This is a genomic window from Permianibacter aggregans, assembly GCF_009756665.1.
In the GTDB taxonomy this organism is placed as follows: domain Bacteria; phylum Pseudomonadota; class Gammaproteobacteria; order Enterobacterales; family Permianibacteraceae; genus Permianibacter; species Permianibacter aggregans.
The window spans coordinates 744,289-767,316 of the sequence record NZ_CP037953.1 but is presented as its reverse complement, the minus strand read 5'-3'; the positions used below and the strand labels follow the sequence as shown (position 1 = coordinate 767,316).

Annotated in this window: 26 protein-coding genes and 1 pseudogene; 13 read left to right on the top strand and 14 right to left on the bottom strand. The window is 55.3% G+C overall.

Annotation, left to right across the window (positions count from 1 at the left end; translation table 11 throughout):
* Positions 1–59: 59 nt before the first annotated feature.
* Entirely contained in the window at positions 60–449 is a 390-nt protein-coding gene (locus E2H98_RS03550) for a hypothetical protein (protein WP_133587873.1), read from the top strand.
* 26 nt (positions 450–475) lie between these two features.
* Here the strand turns inward: E2H98_RS03550 and nudC are convergent, their stop codons facing one another.
* The gene (gene nudC / locus E2H98_RS03545; protein ID WP_133587871.1) at positions 476–1,369 is read right to left on the bottom strand and encodes an NAD(+) diphosphatase; all 894 of its coding nucleotides are present in this window, start codon (positions 1,367–1,369) and stop codon (positions 476–478) included.
* Between the two features lie 4 nt (positions 1,370–1,373).
* Entirely contained in the window at positions 1,374–2,309 is a 936-nt protein-coding gene (locus E2H98_RS03540) for a YeiH family protein (protein WP_133587869.1), read from the bottom strand.
* Positions 2,310–2,468: 159 nt separating this feature from the next.
* Between E2H98_RS03540 and E2H98_RS03535 the strand changes: the two genes are divergently transcribed.
* From E2H98_RS03535 to E2H98_RS03520, 4 genes are all read left to right on the top strand, one after another.
* The gene (locus E2H98_RS03535) at positions 2,469–2,840 is read left to right on the top strand and encodes a GntR family transcriptional regulator (RefSeq protein WP_133587867.1); all 372 of its coding nucleotides are present in this window, start codon (positions 2,469–2,471) and stop codon (positions 2,838–2,840) included.
* A complete protein-coding gene (locus E2H98_RS03530) occupies positions 2,837–3,694 on the top strand; it encodes an ABC transporter ATP-binding protein (RefSeq protein ID WP_133587865.1) in 858 nt (285 codons plus the stop codon). The genes E2H98_RS03535 and E2H98_RS03530 overlap by 4 nt, the downstream gene beginning before the upstream one ends.
* On the top strand, positions 3,691–4,626 hold the full coding sequence (locus E2H98_RS03525) for a hypothetical protein (RefSeq protein ID WP_133587863.1): 936 nt from the start codon (positions 3,691–3,693) through the stop codon (positions 4,624–4,626). The genes E2H98_RS03530 and E2H98_RS03525 overlap by 4 nt, the downstream gene beginning before the upstream one ends.
* Before the next feature lie 92 nt (positions 4,627–4,718).
* On the top strand, positions 4,719–5,294 hold the full coding sequence (locus tag E2H98_RS03520; protein WP_133587861.1) for a hypothetical protein: 576 nt from the start codon (positions 4,719–4,721) through the stop codon (positions 5,292–5,294).
* Between the two features lie 61 nt (positions 5,295–5,355).
* On the opposite strand, the gene E2H98_RS03515 is transcribed toward E2H98_RS03520, so the two are convergent.
* The 11 genes and pseudogenes from E2H98_RS03515 to metG all read right to left on the bottom strand — a co-directional run bounded on the left by E2H98_RS03515 (position 5,356) and on the right by metG (position 15,330).
* Complete coding sequence (locus tag E2H98_RS03515; RefSeq protein WP_133587859.1) at positions 5,356–6,117, bottom strand: SDR family oxidoreductase; 762 nt, start codon at positions 6,115–6,117, stop codon at positions 5,356–5,358.
* Positions 6,118–6,248: 131 nt separating this feature from the next.
* Positions 6,249–6,683, bottom strand: a complete 435-nt coding sequence (locus E2H98_RS03510; protein WP_198325226.1) for a DUF1841 family protein — start codon at positions 6,681–6,683, stop codon at positions 6,249–6,251.
* Between the two features lie 77 nt (positions 6,684–6,760).
* Positions 6,761–7,396: pseudogene (gene nth / locus E2H98_RS03505) on the bottom strand (endonuclease III); the annotation flags it as partial.
* Positions 7,393–8,079, bottom strand: coding sequence for an electron transport complex subunit E (locus tag E2H98_RS03500; protein WP_133587855.1), 687 nt, complete (start codon positions 8,077–8,079; stop codon positions 7,393–7,395). The pseudogene nth and the gene E2H98_RS03500, both read right to left, overlap by 4 nt.
* A complete protein-coding gene (rsxG, locus tag E2H98_RS03495) occupies positions 8,076–8,723 on the bottom strand; it encodes an electron transport complex subunit RsxG (RefSeq protein ID WP_133587853.1) in 648 nt (215 codons plus the stop codon). The genes E2H98_RS03500 and rsxG overlap by 4 nt, the downstream gene beginning before the upstream one ends.
* On the bottom strand, positions 8,723–9,778 hold the full coding sequence (gene rsxD, locus E2H98_RS03490; RefSeq protein WP_133587851.1) for an electron transport complex subunit RsxD: 1,056 nt from the start codon (positions 9,776–9,778) through the stop codon (positions 8,723–8,725). The genes rsxG and rsxD overlap by 1 nt, the downstream gene beginning before the upstream one ends.
* Positions 9,775–11,373: an electron transport complex subunit RsxC gene (gene rsxC / locus E2H98_RS03485; RefSeq protein WP_157591228.1), complete on the bottom strand. Its 1,599-nt coding sequence runs from the start codon at positions 11,371–11,373 to the stop codon at positions 9,775–9,777. Before rsxC ends, rsxD begins: the two co-directional genes overlap by 4 nt.
* Positions 11,373–11,930, bottom strand: a complete 558-nt coding sequence (gene rsxB / locus E2H98_RS03480) for an electron transport complex subunit RsxB (protein WP_133587847.1) — start codon at positions 11,928–11,930, stop codon at positions 11,373–11,375. Before rsxB ends, rsxC begins: the two co-directional genes overlap by 1 nt.
* Positions 11,927–12,505, bottom strand: a complete 579-nt coding sequence (gene rsxA, locus E2H98_RS03475; protein WP_133587845.1) for an electron transport complex subunit RsxA — start codon at positions 12,503–12,505, stop codon at positions 11,927–11,929. Before rsxA ends, rsxB begins: the two co-directional genes overlap by 4 nt.
* A 133-nt stretch (positions 12,506–12,638) precedes the next feature.
* Positions 12,639–13,118, bottom strand: coding sequence for a hypothetical protein (locus E2H98_RS03470; protein ID WP_133587843.1), 480 nt, complete (start codon positions 13,116–13,118; stop codon positions 12,639–12,641).
* A gap of 175 nt (positions 13,119–13,293) precedes the next feature.
* The gene (gene metG, locus E2H98_RS03465) at positions 13,294–15,330 is read right to left on the bottom strand and encodes a methionine--tRNA ligase (protein WP_133587841.1); all 2,037 of its coding nucleotides are present in this window, start codon (positions 15,328–15,330) and stop codon (positions 13,294–13,296) included.
* A gap of 182 nt (positions 15,331–15,512) precedes the next feature.
* Between metG and apbC the strand changes: the two genes are divergently transcribed.
* From apbC to E2H98_RS03445, 4 genes are read left to right on the top strand one after another with little or no spacing between them, the layout of a single operon-like run.
* On the top strand, positions 15,513–16,625 hold the full coding sequence (apbC, locus tag E2H98_RS03460; protein ID WP_198325296.1) for an iron-sulfur cluster carrier protein ApbC: 1,113 nt from the start codon (positions 15,513–15,515) through the stop codon (positions 16,623–16,625).
* 35 nt (positions 16,626–16,660) lie between these two features.
* Positions 16,661–17,902, top strand: a complete 1,242-nt coding sequence (locus E2H98_RS03455) for an NAD(P)/FAD-dependent oxidoreductase (RefSeq protein ID WP_133587836.1) — start codon at positions 16,661–16,663, stop codon at positions 17,900–17,902.
* Between the two features lie 41 nt (positions 17,903–17,943).
* Positions 17,944–18,510, top strand: coding sequence for a dCTP deaminase (gene dcd / locus E2H98_RS03450; RefSeq protein ID WP_133587834.1), 567 nt, complete (start codon positions 17,944–17,946; stop codon positions 18,508–18,510).
* On the top strand, positions 18,510–18,992 hold the full coding sequence (locus E2H98_RS03445) for a rod shape-determining protein (RefSeq protein ID WP_133587832.1): 483 nt from the start codon (positions 18,510–18,512) through the stop codon (positions 18,990–18,992). The genes dcd and E2H98_RS03445 overlap by 1 nt, the downstream gene beginning before the upstream one ends.
* A 36-nt stretch (positions 18,993–19,028) precedes the next feature.
* Here E2H98_RS03445 and E2H98_RS03440 read toward each other — a convergent pair whose 3' ends face one another.
* Positions 19,029–19,463 carry a group III truncated hemoglobin gene (locus tag E2H98_RS03440; RefSeq protein WP_157591227.1) on the bottom strand — a complete coding sequence of 145 codons (435 nt, stop codon included), beginning with the start codon at positions 19,461–19,463 and terminating at the stop codon, positions 19,029–19,031.
* Positions 19,464–19,625: 162 nt separating this feature from the next.
* Here E2H98_RS03440 and thrS point away from each other — a divergent pair, with 162 nt between their 5' ends.
* The 4 genes from thrS to rplT all read left to right on the top strand — a co-directional run bounded on the left by thrS (position 19,626) and on the right by rplT (position 22,903).
* Complete coding sequence (gene thrS, locus E2H98_RS03435) at positions 19,626–21,551, top strand: threonine--tRNA ligase (protein WP_133587828.1); 1,926 nt, start codon at positions 19,626–19,628, stop codon at positions 21,549–21,551.
* Between the two features lie 21 nt (positions 21,552–21,572).
* Positions 21,573–22,121, top strand: a complete 549-nt coding sequence (gene infC / locus E2H98_RS03430) for a translation initiation factor IF-3 (RefSeq protein WP_133587826.1) — start codon at positions 21,573–21,575, stop codon at positions 22,119–22,121.
* A 217-nt stretch (positions 22,122–22,338) separates the two neighbouring features.
* Complete coding sequence (gene rpmI, locus E2H98_RS03425) at positions 22,339–22,533, top strand: 50S ribosomal protein L35 (RefSeq protein ID WP_133587824.1); 195 nt, start codon at positions 22,339–22,341, stop codon at positions 22,531–22,533.
* A gap of 13 nt (positions 22,534–22,546) precedes the next feature.
* Complete coding sequence (gene rplT, locus E2H98_RS03420) at positions 22,547–22,903, top strand: 50S ribosomal protein L20 (RefSeq protein WP_133587822.1); 357 nt, start codon at positions 22,547–22,549, stop codon at positions 22,901–22,903.
* Positions 22,904–23,028: the final 125 nt, after the last annotated feature.

Sequence of the window (23,028 nt, the reverse complement as noted above, 5' to 3'; positions counted from 1 at the left end):
AACCTTGGGACGCTTCTGTCGTACTAGCGTCTGTTGCCTGTTCTTGGAGTTTGACTGGTATGAACAAGTGGTTCATCGCCGCCTTTACGCTGATCTCCGGCGTCGTCGTTGCGGCCGATTGCGGTACCGTTTCGGTGTTTTTTTCACCGCCGGCCCCTTCTCGCATTTACGATGCGCGTATCGGCGAGATAAATGGCGAATCGCGATTGATTGAGGAAAAAGAGCACAAGCTGGCGCCGGGTGAATACACCTTGAAAGTCTACGAGCTGATTCCGGATCCAGCCGTTGACAATCGTCATCGAGGCTATGGAAAAACACTGACGCTCATGGTCGAAAAGAACAAGATTTACCACATTGGCGCCAAATACAATCATCTGGAAAAGTTCGATCGTAAGAACTTTTGGGAGCCGGTTGTTTGGAAAACCGACGACAGCGAATGCTCAATATGAAGTGCTAATCCACAGCCGCATTCGCTTTACCAGATACTTTTGATCAGCGCCGCAAAGTCGGCGCCTTCTTGTTCATACCATTGCCGGATAATCTGATAGGCAATCGATGCCCGCGGCGGCAATTTGATTTCGCCAGCTTGCATCAAGGATTGCAGTGACTCGCGGCTGACCCAGCGGGCATTCTCCAGTTCCTGATCGCGCAATTCGATTTCGTCATGCTCCGCCTCGGCCATAAAGGCCAGCATCAATGATGAAGGGTAGGGCCAGGGTTGCGATTGCAGATAGCGCACGGTTTCCACCCGAATGCCGGTTTCTTCCATGACTTCCCGCACTACCGCTTGTTCCAGTGATTCGCCCGGTTCGGCAAAACCGGCGATGACGCTGTAGCGCTTCTCCGGCCAACCGCTTTGCCGGCCGAGCAACAATTGCCCGTTGAATTGCACGCCGACAATCACCGCTGGATCGCAGCGCGGAAAATGTTCGGCCTGGCAGTGTTCGCATAGCCGCCGATAACCGGCGTCTTTCATCACGGTCGGTTTGCCGCAGCGGGCGCAAAATGGATGGGTTTGGTGCCAGTGGCAGAGCGCTTTGGCTTGTATCGCGATACTCAAGGTTTCGGCGTCGAGCAAGTGTGCACACTGGCGCAGATCGCCCCAGGCGATTTCCTCGCCGTGAAATTGTGCTTGTTCCACGCGCAGAGCAAATGTCGGCAAGCCTCGATACAGGCCGAGTAAAATCAATTCCGATTGCTGTTGCGCCGTCAGCGCATGCAAGCTGCGGTAGTGCGGCTCTGCGGCAATGCTTAACTGGCCATCATGCACCAACATCACGCGAGCGTTTGTGTCGTTCTGCCAGGTCTGCAAACGTTCCGGATTACGGCGTTGCAATGATTCACGTTGCAGCGAAAAAAAGATATCCACGATGTCAGTACCATCCGTTAATCAGGGCGAACAGCGATGCGCTGGCAAGCAGCAACCAGAGGGTCACGGCCATCGCCAGTGAGCGCCAATCAATCTGACGCAGTACCGGGAATGTCAGGCCATAACCAATCAATAGCAACGATACGGCAAAAAGCTGTTTGGCGATTGTCGTCAGCAGTGGCGCGAACTCTGCCAATGCCGGGACCAGTGTTCTGGCCAGGCTCGCCAGCAGGAACAGGGCAATAAACATCGGAATGGTGATGGCCTCGCCCTCGTCACGTTGACGCCAGGAGAACAGCAATACCAACGGCACAATCCAGATGGCGCGCGCCAGCTTGGCCGTGGTGGCAACAGGAAGCGCCTGTTCGCTGAATGCGGTGGCGGCACCGACGACCGAACTGGTGTCATGAATCGCCAGCGCGGCCCAAAGGCCAAATTGCTGATCCGAGAGGCCTAGCCAATGCCCTAATACGGGAAACAGCCACAGCGCCAATCCATTGAGCAGAAACACCACGGCTAGCGAAATGGCGATGTGTTCGCCGCGTGCTTTCAATACTGGTGCCAGCGCGGCTATCGCGCTGCCGCCACAGATGGCGGTGCCGGCGGCCAGCAATTGCCCCAGCGTACGGTCGATGGCAAAAAGCGTCGCCAGCCAGCGACCGAGCAGCAGCGCGCCGGCAATCGTGGCAATGGTCAGCAACAGGGAATCAAGCGCAGTGCCGAGCACGACATCCAGCGGCAGCCCAAAACCCAGCCCGACCACGGCGGTTTTCAACAGCCAGCCGGCCCATTTGCCGGACTGTGCCGGCCAGGGATTACCGAGCGTCAGCGCCAGCATCAGCCCGATAGCCAGCGCCAGCGAGACACCGACCCAGCCAGCGAACACTCCGGCCAGCGTCAGCAAGATGCCGGCAATACTCAGGGTTTGGCGGAAAAACATCTACGAATTCAATGGTTTAAGCACTCGGCCATTGTGCGCTTGCCGGCCCGGATCAGCAACGATTGTTTACATCTGTACATAGACGGGTTTTTTCCAGGTGTTATAGTCAACTAACACACTATAACGGTGTGGGTTCAACAACCGTAACCGGAGAGGCGTATGCAAGCCGAATGGAGTGAAGACACGCCCATCTATAAACAGCTTCGCGAACGAATTGTCGCGCTGATTCTAGAAGGCGAGCTGACACCGGGGGATGCCTTGCCCTCGGTTCGGCAGGTGGCGGCGGATTATCGAATCAATCCGCTGACTGTGACCAAGGCATATCAGGAACTGAGCGAGGAAAACATCGTGGAAAAGCGTCGGGGACTCGGGCTTTATGTCAACGAAGGGGCCAAGGAAAAACTGTCCGGCCAACTGCGTCATCAGTTTCTCAGCGAAGAGTGGCCGAAAATTCTGCAACGCATCGAGTTGCTCGGTCTGACGGTCGAAGATTTGCTGGCCCATAGTCACGGGCAAGGAGGGCGCGCATGAGTATCGTCGTCGAAGGCAAAAGCGTCAGCAAACACTTTGGCAAATTCGCCGCGCTGGACGGCGTGAATTTTCAAATCGAGAAAGGTCGCATCGTCGGTTTGATTGGCAGCAACGGCGCCGGCAAAACCACGCTGCTGCGTGCCATGCTGGGCCTGACCGATTGCGCCGGTGATTTGAAAGTGCTGGGTCTGGACCCACACGAGCAACGCGATTTGTTGATGGAAAAAGTGGCCTACATCGCTGACGTCGCGATTCTGCCGCGCTGGTTACGGGTTGATCAGGCGATCGACTTTGTCGATGGCGTGCATGAACGCTTTTCCCGCGAGCGCTGCCTGGAAATGCTGGCGAAGACCAAGATCCCGCCGAAGGCAAAAGTCAGCGCGTTGAGCAAAGGCATGATCGCGCAGCTGCATCTGGCGTTGGTGTTGGCGATTGATGCCGAGTTGCTCATTCTCGATGAACCGACACTGGGTCTCGATATCGTTTATCGCAAAGCGTTTTACGATCAGTTGCTCGGGGATTACTACGAACGCAATCGCACGATCGTCATCACCACGCACCAGGTCGAAGAGATTCAGCACTTGCTGACCGATGTGTTGATGATCAGCAACGGCCATATCGTGCTCAGCTGCCCGACCGAAGTGATGACCGAACGCTTCACTGAAGTGATGGTCAGCAAAGAACTGGTTGGCGAAGCGCGGGCGCTGAAGCCAGTGCTGGAGCGCGAAATCATGGGTCGGCACGTCATGATGTTTGAGAACGTCGCGAAAGAACAATTGCGTCGCTTCGGCGAAATCAAGTCGGCCGGTATCGCCGATGTATTTGTCGCCAAGATGGCGGAGGTAACGGTATGAACATCAACGCATTCAAAACCTCGATCCGCAAGGAATTCTGGGAACACAAAGGCAGTCTGGTTTGGGTGCCGGCGGGATTGGCGGTGTTGCTGACGGTGCTGGTGCTTTGGGTGGTGATTGCGGCGTCCTTGAAAATTGGCGATCGGGAATACGTGACCATTGAATCAGAACGTATCGAATTCGCCGAAGCGGGCAAGCGATTGGCCGAGATGCCGATGGAGATGCGCGAGAAAGTCACCGTAGGCATGTTGAATGGAGTTCGCTCTCCTTTCGATGGCTTGTTGTTGCTGGTGACGTTCTTTTATTTCCTGGCTTGTATGTACGAAGAACGTAAAGACCGCTCGATTTATTTCTGGCGTTCGATGCCGATATCGGATTGGCACTCCACGTTCAGCAAGGTCGTCACCGGTGTCGTGATCTATCCAGCCATCGTGTTGGCTGCCGCTGCGGTTGTGCACCTGATCGTCATGATCATCGGCACCATCGCCGCCTGGAACTTCGGCGTCTCGGCTTGGGATACCTTATGGGCTCCTTCGGCGCTGCCGGTGTTCTGGTTCAAATCATTGATTGGTTACTGGGCCATGATGTTGTGGGCCGCTCCGATCCTGATGTATTTCCTGCTGCTTGGCGCGGCGACCAAACGTCCGTTGCTGTTCGCCGTGCTGACCCCTCCAGCCGTTATGCTGGTCGAGAAACTGTTGTTCGATACGCATGTATTCGGTACGTGGTTGGGTGAGCGTTTCCGTGGCATCGCCGCGATTCTGTGGCAGGACATGCAAGCGATGGCCGATGGCGAACCAGTGTTCCCGAATGTCGGTTATTCGCAGGGCGCTGAGCTACTGGGTAACGGCCAGTTCTGGCTGGGCCTGGTGATCGCTGGCCTGCTGATGTTCGGTTCGGTGTACGCACGTAAACGTTTGCAGGAAGTTTGAAACAGCCAATCAGCAGACAAGGGGCGAGCAATCGCCCCTTTTTCATGCCGGATTTGCGACAATAGCCGCTTTGCTATCCGGAGAAATTTATCGTGACTACTGCTGTACCGGTTTCGGTCGTCAATGTCTTGGAGCAGATGAGCGAAGTTGATCGCGAAGCTTTTTTGCTGTTGCTGAACAAACTGCGCCGAGTTAACAACGACCCGGAGCAATTGACCGCAGAAGACAAGGCGCTGATGCGCGATATCGGACAGCGCAACAAGGAGCTGATGAAGCTGCTGAATCCTACGCAGGAACCAGTTGCTGAAGCGCCGCGTTATGCGCACAGCGAGGTTTCCGCCGCGTTCCTGAAAACGGAGTTTTACTTGTTCGTGCGCGAGCAGTTGCTGGCCGAATGGTGCGTGCATGGCGGCAGTCTGGAAGACGCGGTACTGCATGCATTTCAGCAAAAGTGGTTACCGGAAATACTGAAAGACGAAGTCGAATGCCAGAAAATTTTCGCGCGCCATCAGCGCGATATTGAAGCCGCCAATGCCTTTCGCAAATCTGTGCAGGACGGTGAAGCGATAGTCGAAGACAAAAAGATGGCGGTGGGCTTGGCCTGGTTTACTACACTGTTCAAATTGCACCAATTGATCGAGCAGGGTGTGGATTTATCGGCGCCCTGAATTGCCGGCTTGCGCTATCAACCAGATAGCGCAAGCGCAACATGACGCAGGCGTTTGATGTTTACAGGCGCAGTGCACCGTCGACTTCAATGACCCGGCCACTGATATAGTCATTTTCCAGAATGAACGCAACGGTTTGCGCAATTTCGTTTGGTACGCCCATGCGTTTGGCCGGAATACCGCTTTCGATTTTGGCAATGATTTCCGGCTTCATCGAGGCGGTCATGTCGGTGGCGATAAAGCCGGGAGCGATGGCGGCGGCGCGAATGCCGTAACGCGCCAGTTCCTTGGCCCAAGTGGTTGCCAGCGCCGCGACACCGGCCTTGGTCGCCGAGTAATTGCTCTGGCCGATATTGCCGGCGCGGGAAATCGACGAGATGTTGATCATGCAGCCGCCGTTGCCGAGCTTGATCATCTGCGTTGCCGCTTCGCGACCACAGAGAAATACGCCGGTCAGGTTGACGCTCAGCACGCTGTTCCAGTCGGCAAGGCTCAGGCGGCTATCGATTTGACCGTCCTTGACCTTGACCAACAAACCATCACGAATGATGCCGGCGTTATTGATCAAGCCATCCAGGCGCTCCAGCTTGGCGACGATGCGCTGAAAGACGGTTTCCACTTCCGCTTCGACGGTGATGTTGGCCGTGAATGCCTCGGCCTTGACGCCGAAATCACGACACGCCGTTGCGACTTGTTCCAGCGCCTCGGCATTCATGTCGATCAACGCCAGATGAGCGCCTTTCTGCGCCAGATACAAAGCCATGGCCTTGCCCAAACCTTGGGCGGCGCCGGTGATAGCAATCACTTTACCCGGTAGATGCATCGGGGAAACCTCTTTCGCTGCACTGCACAATTCGACCCGAACTATAGCAGCTCAGGGCAAAGTCGTCAGCCGGCATCATCGATTTATTGCTTTATGGCAAGAATATGAAAGCCGCACCGCAATGGTGCTTGCTAGGCTTGAACACGACGCTTGATCAATTCCAGATAGCGCTGCTCATCGGGCATCCGGCCCTCGCGCTGGGCCAGCCACAGCGCTTCCGCCATCGCTTCCATGAACAGGTGCTCAGCCTCGTGCTTGTCGCCCTTCAACAGGCAGGCCTGGGTAAACAGCGACTGGATACCGGCTGGCCGATTGTTACTTAATTGTTCGCGCAGACCCATGTGCAGGCTCATATGCAGGAACGGATTGGTCTCACCGAATTCCGGCAGGTAATCCTTGTCGGCATATTTTTCCGGCTGCGACAGCATCGAGTGATATTCAGGATGTAGCGCGATCACTTCGCTGATTTGTTTTTCCAGCGGAATCAGTGGTTCTCCGGCCTGTACCTTGCGGTAGACCTCGAACCACATTTTGCGCAGCGCTTGTCTGTCGGAGCCGAAGATCATGCTTTCACTCCCTGTCCCGATTTCTTGGCTGTCCCTTTTTTACTTTTGCTCACTTCATTTTGAGCGAGCTTTTTCTCATCGAGCATGGTTTTGTTTTTGTAATCACACAAATCATTGATGACACATACCGGACATTTTGGGTTGCGCGCGGTGCAAACATACCGGCCATGCAGAATCAACCAATGGTGGGCGTCTTTCAGAAATTCATCCGGCACCACTTTCAACAGTTTTTGTTCAACGGCCAGCGGCGTTTTTCCTGGTGCAATATTGATGCGATTGCCAAGCCGAAAGATATGGGTATCAACGGCAATGGTCGGGTGACCGAATGCGGTGTTCAGCACGACGTTAGCGGTCTTGCGACCAACGCCGGGCAAAGCCTCCAGCGCCTCACGGTCTTCCGGTACTTCGCCGCCATGCTGTTCGATCAGGATCTTGCAAGTCTTGATGACGTTCTCGGCCTTGGCGTTAAAAAGACCGATGGTCTTGATGTATTCCTTGATGCCGTCAACGCCGAGCTTCAGCATTTTTTCCGGTGTGTTGGCTTTTGGAAACAGTTTCGCCGTGGCTTTGTTGACACCGACATCGGTGGCCTGTGCCGACAACAACACGGCGATCAGTAATTCAAATGGTGTCGAATAATTCAGTTCGGTGGTCGGGTTCGGGTTGGCGTCACGCAGTCGCTCGAAAATCTGGCGGCGTTTGTCGGCGTTCAAGCGGTGGCTCCTTCGGGAATGTTGGCTGCACGATGTTGTCTGGCTTTTGCCGCGCGGTGGGCGTCAATGGCGTTTTTGCCTGCGATAAACAAACCGAGCACGATAAACGCACCGGGCGGCAATATCGCCAGCAATATCGGTGATTGCCATGGAATGATCGTGATGACCCAATCTTTGGCCACCTCGCCGAACAAATGGTGCGCGCCACTCAACAAGGTGCCGCTACCCAGTAATTCACGCACGGCGCCAAGCGCGAACAGTACGGATGCAAATCCCACGCCCTGCAGAAAGCCATCGAACGTGGCCAGTGGCACGGTATTGCGCGAGGCGAAGCTTTCGGCGCGGCCGATAATCACGCAATTGGTGACGATCAGTGGTACGAAAATGCCCAGCGTTTTGTACAGCGTGTAGGTGTAGGCGTGCATCAGCAGCTCGATGGCCGTGACCAGCGAGGCGATGACCATGACAAAAACCGGAATGCGAATGTCTTTTGGAATCAATTGCCGCGTCGCGGAAACCACCAGATTCGATAGCGTCAGCACCATGATGGTCGCGAGGCCCAAACCCAGGCCGTTTATCGCGGTATTGCTGACGGCCAGCAATGGGCAAAGTCCGAGAATTTGCACCAACGCCGGATTGTTTTTCCATAGGCCGTTGACGGCGATATCGCGATAACTGCTCATGGCGTGTTTTTCGCTCCGTTTTCGCAGGCATTGGCGGCGTCGATAATTTCCTGCCGATGTTCGGTGTAGTAAACCTGCACCCGACGCAACGCATTGACAACCGCACGCGGCGTTACGGTCGCGCCGGCAAAGCCATCAAAGGCACCACCATCTTTTTTCAGCGCCCAGTTTTTCTGTTCAGGATTCGCCAGTGACAAGCCGGAGAACTGAGTGATCCACGGGTGTTTTTCCACTTCGATTTTGTCGCCAAGGCCCGGCGTTTCCTTGTGCTCGGTGACGCGTACACCGGCGATTTCACCATTGGCATAGATGCCGGTCAGCATTTTTATCGCGCCGCTGTAACCATCCGGTGCAATCGTCTCGAACACCACGGCAGCGTGTTCGCCGTTGTTCGATGCACGGTAGATTTTCAATGGTTGACTGATCGCGAGCAGTTCTTCGTTCTGCACGAAAATGCAATCCTGGGCGATATTGTTATTGTAGGCCTCGGTCGGTAGCACTTCCGATAAGCGTCGAGCAAAAGCCTTGTCTTGTTCCAGCTGAATGCGATCCTTCGTTTGCAGGTGCACGGCGAGAATGACACCGCTGCAAGCCAGTGCGAACGCTGCCAGAATCAGACCATGTTTGCCCGTGGACTTCAGCATCAGTGCTCCTGCTTGTGGCCGTAGACAACCGGTGTCGTATACAAATCGATCGTTGGTGCCGCGATGTTCATCAATAACACGGCAAACGCGACCGCATCCGGGTAACCGCCGAAAGTACGAATCAGGTAAATCAATACACCGATGCCAAGGCCGTAATACCAGCGGCCTTTCGGTGTTGTGCTCGCCGACACCGGATCGGTGGCAATGAAAAATGCCGCCATCATCGTGCCGCCGCTGAACAGATGAAACAGTGGCGAGGCATAAGCATCCGGATTCCAGATATTGAACAGCAGTGAGCTCGCGAATATGCCAGTCAACACGCCGCCAGGAATCGCCCAGGTGATGGCTTTTTGTTGAATCAGGATAAAACCGCCGAATAAAAACGCGACATTGACCCATTCCCAGCCGGCACCGGCAAACGCGCCATAAACCGGGTGCTGCTGCACTTCCGAAATCATCAGGCCCTGATTCAAATCGACTTTCAAGGCATCGAGCGGCGTCGCCATCGTGAAACCATCAACGCCCATTCGCAACGCATTCAGGCTGCGATCATCCATCGTCTCACCGGTGAAAATGACGGCGATTGAGTCGAGCAGCCCCGGCGGCGCATCGGACAGTGACAATGGCGGTGTCCACGAGGTCATTTGCGTAGGAAAGGTGATCAGCAGAAACACGTAACCGACCATCGCCGGGTTGAACGGATTCATGCCGAGGCCGCCGTACAAATGTTTACCGAAGATAATGGCAAAGGCGGTACCGGTGACGATAATCCACCACGGCGCGTAAGGCGGAATGGCGAGGCCCAGCAGCACACCGGTCAACACCGCGGTGAAATCTTTCAGCTCACGTTTGGGGCTGCGTCCACGCGCGCTCAAGCACAAAGCTTCGGTCGCGAGCGCGGCACCGATGGCCAGCCAAACCTGGAACATCACGCCCCAGCCGAAGAATGACATCAGTGTTGCCATGCCGGGTGCGGTGCAACCGATCACCAGCAACATCAAGCGGGCAACCCGATCGCCACGCGTACGGTGCGGAGAGGAAACGACCATCGTCATGATTTGTTCTCCGCATCCGGATCGGTTTTTTTCTTGCGCGCTCGTTCGACGGCGGCCAACACTTCCGACATACGATCGTTATGTTGTTCGATCACCGGCTTGTCCGGCTCCGCTTTGGCAGCCGGTTGCGTTTCGGTGGCGCGCGCTTCGCTGGCCTGTGCAGCCGCCAGTCGCGCTTCGGCAGCGCGTTTGTGGCGCAAGGCTTTTTCTTCTTTTTCGCGCTCAAGCCGTGCTTGCCGTGCCTCAAATCGTTGCTTGGCGTGTTCGGCTTTTTGACGCTCCTGCTGACGCAGCCATAAATGCGATTTGCCGTGCCGATAATATTGCACCAGTGGAATATGACTCGGGCAAACGTAAGCGCAGGCGCCACATTCGATGCAGTCATCGAGATGCAGGTTTTCGGCGCGTTCATACGCACCGGTTTTGATATGCCAGTAAAGCTGTTGCGGCAGCAGGCTGGCCGGGCAAGCTTCCACGCAATCACCGCAGCGTATGCATTCACGGGCGCGCAAATCCTCATCGAGTTCGCCTGGGCCGGAGGCGATCAGGCAGTTGGTCAGCTTGGTGACCGGTGCGCCCAGATTATTGATGGCGATGCCCATGATCGGGCCACCCATGACTACCCGGCGCAATTTGTCCGAATGCACACCGGCGTGTTGCAGCAGGTACTCGATCGGCGTGCCGATCAGCACTTCGTAATTGCCAGGACGCTGCACGGCATCGCCGGTGACGGTAACGATGCGCGAAATCAGCGGCTCCGAGTGGGCAATGGCACGCGACACCGCATAACAGGTGCCGACGTTGTACATGACGATGCCAAGACTGGTCGAGTGTTGACCGCTCGGCACTTCAATGCCGAGCAGATTCTGCACCAGTTGTTTCTGCGCGCCGCTCGGGTACTTAGTTGGAATCACCACCACTTCGATATCGGTCTCAAAGCAGGCGAGGGCGATTTCCTTCAGCGCTTCCGGTTTGTTGTCTTCGATCGCGAACAGAATTTTTTCGGCTTGCAGCAAACGCGCGAGAATATGAATGCCTTCGACGATTTGCGGCGCGCGTTCGCGCATCAAGCGATCATCGCAGGAAATATACGGCTCACATTCGGCGGCGTTGATGATTAAATACTTGGTGCCGTGACGAGTTAGCTTTTTCTCCGTCGGAAAACCGGCACCACCGAGACCAACGATACCGGCCATGGCGATACGCTGGCGCATTTCCTCTTCGGTCAGGCTGATATCGTCGACGAATTCATCTTCGTCCAACTCGCCTTCTTCATCGGTACAAATGCCGATGCATTGTTCGTGCATGCCGGAGTCATTCGGGCAGGCATGAAAGCCAATAAAACTGATTTCACCATTGGCCGGTGCATGCACGGCCGCTGAGCGGCCCGGTGCCGCTTTCGCGATCAATTGTCCACGCCGCACCTTTTGCCCAACTTCGACAACCGGGATCGCCGGCTCGCCGGAATGTTGATGCAGCGGCAGGATCAAATGCGGTGGCAGTGGCAAGCTTTCAATTGGATTGTCTACCGCCGGCGACTTGTTCATCCTTGCTGGATGAATGCCACCGGGAAAGCCGTGCAGATGCCAAGCCATTATTGCACCCACTTGATCGGAATAATGTCAGTTGCATGCGGCTGCGGCCATTGCCAGTCATCCGGCGCTTTTTCAACGAAGGGCATGTCGATGCAATCGACCGGGCAGACCGGTACGCACAAGTCGCAGCCGGTGCATTCGGTGACGATCACCGTGTGCATCAATTTCGGTGCGCCAACGATCGCGTCGACCGGACAGACCTGAATGCATTTGGTGCAACCGATGCACTCGTCTTCGCGGATATAAGCAACGCGTTTGCCTTCCGACGGTTCACGTTCTTCATCGAGCGGCACCACTTTGCGATCGAGCAATGCGGCCAAGGCCTTGATGCCCTCATCGCCACCGGGCGGGCATTTGTTGATCTCGTCACCGTTGGCGATCGCTTCGGCGTACGGTTTGCAACCGGGGTAACCACATTGGCCGCACTGCGTTTGCGGCAGGATGCTGTTGATCTGATCGACCAGCGGATTGCCCTGCACCCTGAAGCGCACGGCGGCATAGCCGAGCACAGCGCCGAGCATCAGCGCGAGAAAACCCAGAGCGATCAACGCACTCATTTGATCAGGCCCGCAAAGCCCATGAATGCCAGCGACATGATACCGGCGGTAATCAGGCCAATCGCCGCGCCTTTGAATGGCGCCGGCACATCGGCGACATTGATGCGTTCACGCATTGCTGAAAACAAAATCAGCACCAGCGAGAAGCCGGCCGCGGCGCCGAAACCATAGACCAGCGATTCAATGAAACTGTGTGAGCTTTGTACGTTCAAAAGCGCGACGCCGAGCACCGCGCAATTGGTGGTGATCAGCGGCAAATAGATACCGAGCAGTTTGTGCAGCAAAGGGCTCGATTTTGCCATGTACATTTCGGTGAATTGCACCACGGCGGCGATGACCAGAATGAAGCTGATCGTGCGCAGAAAACTCAAATCCAGCGGCGCCAGAACCCAGGCGTCAACCAGATAGGAAAGCGCCGACGCCAGTGTCAGCACAAATGTGGTGGCAATACCCATACCGATGGCCGTTTCCTGGCGATTGGAAACACCCATGAACGGGCACAGGCCCAAAAATTTGACCAGTACGAAATTGTTGACGAGGGCTGTGCTGATGAACAGCAACAAGAGTTCGGTCATGCGTACCTTGGGCTAGCCTTTTGTGCAACGAAATGCCGGCGTGCGCCGGCCGTCTCTATTATGCGCCAAAAGGCCATGGCACAGCAAAAGCAAGTGGTTGTTTTAGCTCAAGAAAACCGCGTATTGGGCAGGGTTAAAGCTGGGGTTCGCTGCGGCTGGCGCTACCGGATTCTTCGGCCTCTGCCGTTTCCGCTAGCTCGCTTTTCGGCGAAGCCTGTCGCTGTTGACGCTGTGCCAGCCACCAGAACAGGCCACTCAGCATCAGCGTCAGCGCGACAAAGCTGATCAGAATCGGCAGCGCACCGCGCAGAAATCCGGCCATGCCGAGTTGCTCGGCACCGAGTATCGCGACGATGGCGGCGGGCGCCGACAGCTCGCTGTCACCGCCGATGGCGGCGGGCGTCAAGGCGCCAGCAGCAAAAGCAGACCAGAACGGCACCAACGCCCATTTTGGCCAGCGTCGAATCCACCAGAACAATACCGCCAGAAACACGACGGCGAGGCCAATATAGGCCAGCCAAATCATGCCGAGATCCGGTGGCGCGGCCATAACCGGCGCGGCGGAAGAGACATCAACAACTTGTTGGGCGGCGGTTTCGGTCGCGTCGGCCATGAAAAACTCTCTGTTAGCAACGAAAGGCGGTGTAAAGACTAATGCCAGTCAGTTAAGAGATGTTGTCATTCCCGCGTAGGCGGGAATCCAGATGCTAATTGGTTTTCACTGGGCTCCCGCCTACGCGGGAGCGACGGATCTCACTTTAGCTGGTCAGCATTAGTGAAAAGGCAGCTTATTTTACCCGCATGCCGGCCTCTGCACCCTGATGCGGTTCCAGAATCCACAAATCCTTACCGCCGGGACCAGCCGCCAGTACCATGCCTTCGGACAGACCGAATTTCATTTTGCGTGGCGCCAGGTTGGCAATCATCACGGTGTGCTTGCCAATCAAGGTCGCCGGACCGTAAGCACTCTTGATACCGGCAAATACCGTGCGGGTTTCACAGCCGAGGTTCAGCGTCAGTTTCAGCAGTTTTTCGGCGCCTTCAACGTGTTCGGCATTGTCGATGCGGGCAATACGCAAATCGAGTTTGTCGAAATCATCAATGGTAATCACCGGCTTGAACGGCTCGACATGGCTGGCCGGTTTGCCCGGTTCATTGTGGGTTTCATTGGTCGCCTGCAGCGATTCTTTCGAGGCTTCGATCATCGCGTCGATTTTCGCCGGTTCAATGCGGTTCATCATGGCGCTGAAAGCGTTGATCGGATGATTCAGCAACAGCGTTTCCGCATGCGACCACTGCAGCACGCCGATATTCAAAAAGCTTTCGGCCTGCTCGGCGAGCTTCGGCAGCACCGGTTTCAAATACAGCGCCAGCAAGCGGAACGCATTCAAACCCACCGTGCAGACTTCATGCGCTTGTTGCGCGGTTTCCGGCGCTTTCGCCAATTTCCATGGCGCTTTGTCGGCGATGTATTCATTGACCTGATCGGCCAGCGCCATGATGTCGCGCATCGCTTTGCCGTATTCGCGCTGCTCATAAAGCTTGGCCAGCGATTCCGCAGCGCTTTGCAATTTGCCCAGCAGCGTAGGCTCGGTATTTGTCGGGGACAATTTGCCATCGAATTGCTTGTGCACAAAGCCGGCACAGCGCGAAGCGATATTGACCACTTTGCCGACCAAGTCGGCGTTGACCCGGTTGACGAAATCTTCCAGGTTCAAATCGATATCATCGATACCAGGTCCAAGTTTGGCGGCGAAATAATAACGCAGGTACTCCGGATTCAGATGGTCGAGATAAGTGCGGGCATTGATGAACGTACCTTTCGATTTCGACATCTTGGTGCCGTTGACGGTCAGAAAACCATGCGCATGCACTTTAGTCGGCTTTCGGAAACCGGCGCCTTCCAGCATTGCCGGCCAGAACAGCGTATGGAAATAGACGATGTCCTTGCCGATAAAGTGGTGTACTTCGGCGTCGGAATCCGTGTTCCAGAAGCTATCGAAGTCGATGCCCTTTTTGTCGCAATAATTTTTGAACGAAGCCATGTAGCCAATTGGCGCATCGAGCCAGACGTAGAAATATTTGCCTGGCGCATTCGGAATCTCGAAACCGAAGTAGGGCGCATCGCGGGAAATATCCCATTCGGTCAGGCCGGCATCGAACCATTCGTCAAGTTTGTTGGCGATCGAGTCATGAACATGACCGCCACGAGTCCATTTTTTCAAAAAGGCCTCGAAATCCGGTAGCTTGAAAAAGAAATGCTCTGAGTCTTTCAGCACTGGCGTGGCACCACTCAATGCCGACTTCGGATTTTTCAGTTCGGTCGGTGCATAAGTGGCACCGCAGCTGTCGCAGGAGTCGCCGTATTGATCGGCGGAGCCGCAGCGCGGGCATTCGCCTTTGACGAAACGGTCCGGCAGGAACATCTGCTTTTCCGGATCGAACAGCTGGGAAATGGTGCGTTTGGCGATATGGCCCTTGTCGTTCAGGGCATTGAAAATCCGGTAGCACAGCTCGCGGTTCTCGTCGCTGTGCGTGGTGTGGTAGTTGTCATATTCGACAAAAAAATCGCGAAAGTCGCGTACGTGCTCTTCACGGACCTCGGCAATCATCTGCTCCGGCGTGATGCCGAGCTTTTGGGCCCGCAGCATCACCGGCGTACCATGGGTGTCGTCAGCGCAAACGGCGATGCACTGATGGCCGCGCATCTTCTGGAACCGCACCCAGATATCGGTCTGGATATGTTCCACCATATGGCCAATATGAATCGATCCATTGGCATAGGGCAGGGCACTGGTAACGAGCAGACGACGCGTTGCGGTCATGGTAGGGATGCTTTCCGGTGAGTTGGGTCTCAAAGAGCGGCAAGGATACCGGTTTTCGCCACGTATCGCAGCATTTGGATGGCCAATCGCCTGTTGAGAAAGGCACCGACTTGTGTACCACTCCCAAGCGGAAACCGGTAGAAGCAAGGAAACTTTTGCGTACATCCGGGCGCATTGCTAGCATTGGCGGCCTTTTCAGAGCCGGGGAAGTTTCAGTGAATCGAGCGTCGATTGAGGCCGCATTGGCAGAGTATCGCGACCGCTATATCAGTGATGATTTGGTGGCTCATGGTGCCGTCAAAGACCTGCAAATAGAAGGTGAGCGTGTTGCCTTGAGTCTGCGCTTCGGCTTTCCGCTCGCGGGTTACCGCGACACCTTGATTCAGGCGCTGAAAGCTCATCTGGCGCCGGTGGTCAAAAACCTAGACATTCGAATTGATTTCGATGTCGCACCGCATGTGGTCAAAACCGGTGCCAAGCCGCTACCCGGCGTGAAAAACATTATCGCCATTGCTTCCGGCAAGGGCGGGGTCGGCAAATCCACCACAGCCGTCAATCTGGCGCTGGCGCTGCAAAAAGAAGGCGCGACCGTCGGCATTCTTGATGCCGATATCTATGGCCCTTCGCAGCCGATCATGTTGGGTAAGGCCGGTGCCCATCCGGAATCTAAAGATCAGAAATCAATTGAGCCGGTGCTCAGTCACGGCGTGCAATCAATGTCGATTGGTTACCTCGTTGATCCCGACCAGGCCATGGTCTGGCGCGGCCCGATGGTCAGCCAGGCTTTGCAGCAATTATTGAACGACACCCGCTGGCGCGATCTCGATTATCTGATTGTCGATCTGCCGCCCGGCACCGGCGATGTGCAACTGACCCTGTCGCAAAAAGTGCCGCTGACCGCCGCCATTATCGTCACAACACCGCAGGACATCGCGCTCGCTGATGCCATCAAGGGCGTCGCGATGTTCAAGAAAGTGGATGTGCCGGTGTTGGGCGTCATTGAGAACATGGCGATGCACATCTGTTCGAACTGCGGTCACCAGGAACCTGTTTTTGGTCAAGGTGGCGGCGAAAAACTGGCGGCACAATACGGCGTCGAAATGCTCGGCGCCTTGCCGCTGGATATCCGTATCCGTCAGCAAGCCGATGGCGGTGCGCCAAGCGTTGCTGCTGAACCAGAAGGCGACATCGCCGGAATTTACCGCGATATTGCCCGCCGAATCGGCGCCAAACTGTCGTTTGAAGCAAAGAATTATGCGGCGATGGGGCCGTCCATCTCCATCGTCAGCGAGTAAACGTCATTACTGAGATATAAAGGTTGCACACCATCATGACCAAACGTACTGCCGACGTACTGATTATCGGCGCCGGCCCCAGTGGCAGTATTGCTTCCGCGTTGTTGAACAAGCAGGGCATTGATTGCCTGGTATTGGAACGACAAACCTTTCCGCGTTTCTCTATTGGCGAAAGCTTGCTGGCGCATATCATCGATATCCTTGATGAAGCCGACATGTTGCCAGCCGTTGAAGCGCAGGGGTTTCAATACAAGAATGGTGCAGCGTTCCGCTGGGGCGACCAATACACCGATTTCGATTTTGGTGAGCAATACACCGACGGTTGCGATCACGCTTACCAGGTGCAACGTGCGATCTTCGATAAATTGCTGGCCGACGAAGCGGCCAAACAAGGTGTCGATATCCGTTACCAGCACGAGATTTTGTCGTTCAGTAACGACGGCGACAAAGCCAGACTGCAAGTGCGCGAACCGGATGGCAGCGAACATCGTTACGAAGGGCAGTTCGTGCTCGACGCCAGCGGTTTTGGCCGGGTGTTGCCGCGTTTGTTGAATTTGGAATATCCATCGAATTTCCCTGTACGCCGTTCGGTGTTTACCCATATCGAAGATCGCATCAGCGATCCGGCTTTTGATCGCCAGAAAATTCTGGTGTCAATCCATCCGGACCATGCCGATGTCTGGTATTGGCTGATTCCGTTTCCGAATGGTCGCTGTTCAGTCGGTGTCGTTGCCGAGCGCGAGCTTCTGGCGCCGTATGGCGACGATAACGAAACGGTGCTGAAAGCCCTGATCGCGGAAACGCCTAGTCTGCAAACCCTGTTGGCCAATGCAAAATTTGATACACCGGTGCAAACCATCATCGGTTACTCGGCCAACGTCAAATCCTTGCATGGCGAACGCTATGCGTTGCTGGGGAACGCTGGCGAGTTTCTCGATCCGGTATTTTCTTCCGGCGTCACGATTGCGATGAAATCGGCGCAAATCGCTTCCGGATTGTTGACGCGCCAACTGAAAAATGGCGAAAAAATTGATTGGGAAACGCAGTACAGCAAACCGCTGAAGCGCGGCGTCAATGCCTTCCGCGGCTACGTCGAAGCCTGGTATGACGGCCGTTTCCGCGACATCATTTTTCATCCAAAGCCAGAGCAGGATATTCGCAAGATGATCTGCTCGATGCTGGCCGGGTATGCCTGGGATGAAACCAATCCTTATGGCCGCGAAACCGACAAGCGCCTGACGATTTTGGCTGAGGCGTGCCGGAGTAATCCGGCCTGAGCTCGGCAGACAACTTAATTTAATTAGTGGGACACAGAACGATGAGCATCAAATCAGATAAATGGATTCGCCGCATGGCCGAACAGCACGGCATGATCGAGCCTTACGAGCCGGGCCAGGTGCGCCATGTCAACGGCCAGAAGATCGTCTCTTACGGCACTTCAAGCTATGGCTACGACGTCCGTTGTGCACGCGAATTTAAGGTGTTCACCAACATCAACTCGGCCGTTGTCGATCCGAAAGCGTTTTCCGAGCAGAGTTTTGTTGATATCGAGAGCGATGTCTGCATCATTCCGCCGAATTCTTTCGCGCTGGCCCGCACCGTCGAGTTCTTCCGTATTCCGCGCAGCGTGCTGACCATTTGCTTGGGTAAATCGACGTACGCACGCTGCGGCATCATCGTCAACGTCACGCCACTGGAGCCGGAATGGGAAGGCCACGTGACGCTGGAATTTTCGAACACGACGCCACTGCCGGCGAAAATCTATGCCAACGAAGGTGTTGCGCAAATGCTGTTCTTTGAATCCGATGAAGTCTGCGAAACCTCGTACCGCGATCGCGGCGGCAAATATCAGGGACAGACTGGTGTAACGCTACCGAAAACTTGATGATGCTTACCCAGTTTGTCAGAGCGCTATTTTCTTCTGGCCCCATCCTGATCGAGTTTGATCGTCGGACGATTCATGTTCGTGACATCGCGAGTCGGAAGAGTGAATCGTATCCGGCCTGTGTTGATATTGGTGGCAGTGAAGGGAACCGAAAGATTATCGCTGACGGTGAGAGCAGAGGGAATGCGACCGCAACTGACCGAGTATGGCCATTCGACCACCCCAGAATGGTGCTGCATGACTTTGTGGTGGCGGAAAAACTGGTTCAAGAATCGATCAGGAGAATGCATACCAACCGCTTCATTCGTCCCTCACCTATCGTGATCTTACACTCACTCGTGGATTGGGATGGCGGATTGACCGAGATCGAAAAGCGCGCATTGCTCGAATTGGCTTACAGTGCCGGTGCGCGTGAAGCGTATGTGTGGCAAGGAAGAAGGTTGACTGATTCAGCGATTCAATCGGGGCGATACAAGGAATAGTTCGTCAGGGTAGTTCGGAATATGGGCTAATGGCTTTTACAGTTCTTTAGCGAGATTACCGAGCAACAAGGCCGACGGCGGATGGTGATGGAAGTGCATCAGCGATTGGCCAATCCGTTCGGCATGCACCATCCAGGCAGCACGATCCTCATCGTCAAGAAAGTCGGCCAACGTGCTGTTGAATAAGGCCAGCCAATCCTGCAGCAGTTCTGGTGTAAAGCCAGCTTCATGATGCTTGCTTGGCAGCGCGTAGCGGTAATCCAGGTATTTCTCGCCACCGAGCATGACCCACCAGAAATGGCTGATGATTGCCTCGTGTTGCGGCCAGTCCTGCACATGCTGCAGAAATGGGACTTTCAACCGTGGATGCTCACGGACCCTGGCGTAAAAGTGATGAACGATGCGCGCCACACGTTCCCGACCGAGCTTTTCAGCCAGTACGTTTCCGGTGGCGGCACAGGCATTGGTCATCGATAAACCCTCAATATATAGATGCAGTGATTGTACATCTTTTTGCGTGGCCGCATGTGAACGATGCCTCATGCCGAAATGTATCGTTGAGCCAGCGGCGCCATGCCCCCTATAATCGCCGTCCTTTTTATATTCCATTCATCCACGAGATAGAGGGCGAAAATGCCTGTCGTACGGCTTCCAGATGGTAGTGAGCGCCGCTTTGATGGCCCGGTAACGGTCATGCAGGTGGCGGAGAGTATTGGTCCGGGGCTCGCGAAAGCGGCGCTGGCCGGCAAGGTCAATGGCAAGGAAGTGGATACCAGCTACACCATCACCGACGACGTTGAGCTCGCAATCATCACGGAAAAATCCGAGGAAGGGCTGGAAGTCATTCGTCACTCGACCGCGCACTTGCTGGCTCAGGCGGTCAAGCAGCTGTACCCGGATGTGCAGGTCACCATTGGCCCGGTGATTGAAGACGGCTTTTATTACGATTTCGCCGCGCCGAAACCTTTCACGCCGGAAGACTTGGAAAAAATCGAAAAGCGCATGGCCGAACTGGCCGCGAAGGATATTCCGGTGCATCGCCGGGTGATGCCGCGCGACGAGGCTGTCGAGCATTTCAAGCAAATGGGCGAACACTTCAAGGCAGAAATCATCGCCTCGATTCCTGGCGACGAAGACATTTCGCTGTATGGCCAAGGGGACTTCGAAGATCTTTGCCGCGGTCCGCACGTGCCAAGCACTGGCAAACTGAAAGCGTTCAAATTGATGCGCGTTTCCGGCGCCTACTGGCGTGGCGATACCAAGAATCAGCAGTTGCAGCGCGTTTACGGTACTGCTTGGGCCAACAAGAAAGATCTGGAAGCCTACCTGCATCGGTTGGAAGAGGCTGAAAAACGCGATCACCGCAAAATCGGCAAGGCGCTGGATCTGTTCCATGTCCAGGAAGAAGGGCCGGGCATGGTGTTCTGGCACAACAACGGCTGGACCATCTGGCAGGAAATCGAAAGCTATATCCGCAAGCGTCTGCGTCAGGAAGGCTATCAGGAAGTGCGCACGCCGCAGGTCATCGACCTGAGCCTGTGGGAGCGTTCCGGTCACTGGGGCAAGTACTCGCCGAACATGTTCACGACCGAATCGGAAAACCGCACCTACGCGATCAAACCGATGAACTGCCCCTGCCACGTGCAAATCTATAACGCCGGTCTGCACAGCTACCGCGATCTGCCGCTGCGCATGGCCGAGTTCGGTTCCTGCCACCGCAATGAACCGTCCGGCGCGCTGCATGGCCTGATGCGGGTACGCGGCTTTACCCAGGACGACGCCCATATTTTCTGTACTGAAGACCAGATCGCCGACGAGGTAGTGAAATTTATCGATTTGCTGTACTCGGTCTATCAGGACTTTGGCTTCAAGGACGTCATCGTCAAACTGTCGACCCGTCCAGAGCAGCGCATCGGTACCGATGCCATGTGGGACAAGGCCGAGCAAGCCTTGGCTGATGCCCTGAATCAAGCGGGACTGCCGTTCGAGTACCTGCCAGGTGAAGGGGCGTTCTATGGCCCGAAAATCGAATTCACGCTGAAGGACTCAATTGGCCGTATGTGGCAATGCGGCACGATGCAGGTCGATTACAACATGCCTGAGCGGCTCGGCGCCGAGTATGTCGATGAGAACAGCGCTCGTCGGACCCCGGTCATGTTGCACCGGGCGATTTTGGGCTCGCTGGAACGCTTTATTGGCATTCTCATCGAAAACTACGCTGGTTGGATGCCAACCTGGTTGGCACCGCAGCAGGTTTCTGTGCTCAGCATTACCGAGCGGACCGGCGAATTCTGCGAAAAAGTCGCGCAAGGCTTGAACGAACAAGGCTTCCGGGCTGCATCCGACTTGAGAAACGAGAAGATCAGCTATAAAATCCGCGAGCACACGTTACAGCGTGTTCCGTATTTATTGGTCGTAGGCGACCGTGAGGTCGATGCGAATTCAGTGGCCGTGCGTCGGCGCGATGGCAAGGACTTAGGGGTGATGAGCGTTGAAGCCTTCACTGACCTGCTTGCCAAAGACGTTGCCTCGCGCGGCCGCGCTATTTTGGAGGATTGAGATATAAAACCCGCAAAACCGCTGTCGCGGACACCACGCGCACCCGCTGGTCCCGCACGAGAAAACCGCATCAATCATGAAATTACCGCGCGCGAATTGCGCCTGATTGGAGCGGACGGTCAGCAAATCGGGGTGGTCAGCAGCCGGGACGCGCTGGCCAAAGCAGAAGAGGCAGGATTGGATCTGGTTGAGATTTCTCCCGATGCTAGCCCGCCAGTCTGCAAGATCATGGATTACGGCAAGTTCATGTACACCAAGGCCAAGCAAGCTGCTGAAGCCAAGAAGAAACAGGTACAGGTTCAGGTCAAGGAAATCAAGTTCCGTCCCGGCACCGATATCGGTGACTACCAGGTCAAGCTGCGCAACATTTCGCGCTTTCTGGATGAAGACGGCGACAAGGTGAAAATCACAGTCCGTTTCCGCGGTCGCGAGATGGCTCACCAGGAACTGGGTATGCAGATGATGGAACGCCTGCAGAAAGACGTGGCCGATATCGCCACCGTCGAGTTCCACCCGAAAATGGAAGGCCGCCAGATGACGATGATTCTGGCGCCGAAAAAGAAAAAGTAAGCGCTTTTTCTTCAGCTATTCAGATGCCCGGCTAACGACCGGGCATTGCTGTCTCACCGAGGCGGCAAATAAATTTGGAAAACGGTTTCGGCTGATTTCCAGATGGCGCGATGAACGACTTTGGTCGCCATCGTGAGCACGTAAAAGTCCGAGCTTGGCGACCAACTACAGCGAGGTTCGCTGTGGCCAATCCGGATAATGAACCAGGAGCATTACAATGCCCAAAATGAAAACCCACCGTGGCGCTGCCAAGCGCTTCAAGAAAGTCGGTGGCGGCTACAAGCACAAGCAAGCCGGCATGCGTCACCTGTCCACGCACAAGAGCGGCAAAACCGTTCGTCAACTGCGCGGTCTGAAAATGGTCTCCGATCAGGATGCGCCGGAATTGAAACGTTTGTTGCCTTACGCGTAAGAGGAGTTAAGTCATGGCACGAGTAAAACGTGGTGTGACCGCTCGCGCGCGTCACAAGAAAGTTCTGAAACTGGCCAAGGGTTACTACGGTGCCCGTTCGCGCGTTTACCGCGTGGCCAAGCAGGCGGTGATCAAAGCGGCTCAGTACGCTTATCGCGATCGTCGTCAAAAGAAGCGCCAGTTCCGTGCGCTGTGGATTGCCCGTATTAACGCCGGTGCGCGTCAAAACGGTTTGTCTTACAGCCGCATGATTGACGGTTTGAAGAAAGCCAACATCATCATCGACCGCCGCGTGCTGGCCGATTTGGCGATGTTTGACGCAGCCGCGTTTACGGCCTTGGCGGAAAAAGCCAAGGCAGCACGCGCCTAAGTCTGGCTTTTTGGCGAAACGCGTTAGCGTTTCGACTACCGCCGAATAAAAGGGAAGGGCGTAAGCTCTTCCCTTTTTTTATGAAAAATTATCCGGCGTCCTTATTCCCGTGTTGAAGTGCACTT